Origin of the sequence: Actinokineospora sp. (genome assembly GCF_050699995.1) — a bacterium.
GTDB lineage: Bacteria > Actinomycetota > Actinomycetes > Mycobacteriales > Pseudonocardiaceae > Actinokineospora.
Window position 1 is genome coordinate 1 of record NZ_JBOHGC010000616.1, and the last position, 1,879, is coordinate 1,879.

The 1,879-nt window shown below is 67.5% G+C and carries 1 protein-coding gene; it reads left to right on the forward strand.

All coding sequences use genetic code 11. The annotated features are described in order from the left end of the window. Positions 1 to 54: 54 nt before the first annotated feature. Complete coding sequence (locus tag ACRDSQ_RS29580; RefSeq protein WP_431425605.1) at positions 55 to 1,782, forward strand: hypothetical protein; 1,728 nt, start codon at positions 55 to 57, stop codon at positions 1,780 to 1,782. Positions 1,783 to 1,879 lie beyond the last annotated feature (97 nt).

A 1,879-nucleotide genomic window follows, 5' to 3' on the forward strand; every position in this document is an offset into this window, starting at 1 on the left:
GTCGTGGTGGGCGCCCCAGGTGACGCCGAGAACGGGCGGGCGGGCGCGGTCTACGTGTTCGTCCGGTCGCCGACCGGATGGAGCAGCACCACCACCCAGACCGCCAAGCTCATCCTTCCCGATCCCGTCGAGGGTGACGCACTGGGCAGCGCCGTCGCGATCCAAGGAAGCGTCATCGTCGCGGGCGCTCCGGGAGCCAGGGAGGGCGACGGTGCCGTCTATGTGTTCACCGAACCTCCTGCGGGCTGGGCGGGAACGATCAACCAAGCCGTCGAACTGACCGGCACCGACCCGCAGGCGGACACGTCGCTCGGTCGGTCGGTCGCCATTGACGGCGACACGATCGCGGCCGGTTCGGCCATCGACCGAGTCTATGTATACACGCGACCCGCGGAAGGCTGGCTGAACGCATCCGAGACCGCGCGACTGATCGCGACGGACAACGAAGCCACCTTGGTCGGTTTCGCCGTCGACATCGCGGACGACACGATCGTCGCCGGGGCTCCAGGTGATGGAAGCTCACGCGGTGCTGTCTATGTGTTCGTACGACCAGCGGATGGGTGGATCAATGCCGGGCAGACAGCGAAGTTGACAGTCACGGCCGGTGTGGGAGCTCCCGCAGAATCGCTGGGCTGGTCGGTGGCCTTGGGAGGGGCGACCGGCGACGTGATCGTCGCGGGCGCGCCATTCGACACCGGCGCGGACGAAGTCGGCGCGCCCGTCGGCGGCTCTGTCTATGTCTTCGTCAAACCCCCCGCCGGGTGGTCCACCGGCCTGAGTTCCACCGCCAGGCTTGCCGCGTCCGGGCCGGAGATCGGTGATCAACTGGGTTACGCTGTCACCGCCTTCGGCGACACGATCGCCGCGGGTGCCCCCGGCAAGGGCGGAACCGGTGCCGGGTACGTGTTCGAACAGCCCGCCGCGGGCTGGGTCGATACCACGGAAGCCGATGCGATCACGACTATCGTCGGCGCCCCACAGGACGCGGTAGGTCGTTCGGTGTCGTTGGACTCGGACACTCTCGTCGTCAGCGCACCAGGGGAGGACAGCGCCGCGACTGATCACGGTGCGGCATACGTATTCCGCTGGACGCCACTGACTCCGATACCTCCTGAAGAACCGGTGGTGCCTGATCCGACCTTCGCCGTGACTCCGTCCGCAGTGTCGTTCGGGGCCGTACTTCCCTTGGCGCCGCTGGTAAGTCGTACCGTCGCCATCGTGAACACGGGGCAAGTCGTGCTTCCCGTGCCCACCGTGACGATCGAGCAGTCGGGACAGCTTGGAGTTCCGATCGCGGTCGACGACTACCGCGTTGTGCGAAACGGGTGCGCGGACGTGGCCCTGGCACCGGACACCAGTTGCGAGATCGAGATCGGGTTCAGCCCCCGTGCCTCGGGCCAACGGGATGCGGTCCTGCGCGTCGATTTCGGCACGGAGACCCGCACCGTCGCGTTGGCCGGCATGGGGACCGCGCAGACGTTGACTGTGAACCCGACCGTATGCCGGTCCCGGTGTGTCGTTCAGATCAGTGGAACGGGTTTCCCGCCGCTGAAGGCAATCGCCGTCGATCTCGCCGCGTTGGCGGGTGGACGCCTGCCACTGAGCCCGACAACCGATGACACTGGCACGTTCACCGCCGCGGTGGTCGTCTTCCCGCGATCGACGATTGGCAACGCCGTTCTGGTGGCAGCCGACCCGGACGTCGCCGCGGTCTCGGCAACGGCCACTCTGCTTGTCGCGCCCGGCAGTCTGCGCGCACCGGACTTCGTGTCCAGGCGCTGATCCGGCGCCTGACTTGATGGAGCGGTGTGGGTCGGACATAGCGAAATGGCCGCGCGGGCTTCCTCTCCGGTGAGCTGTTGACGGCGGAGAGGAAGCC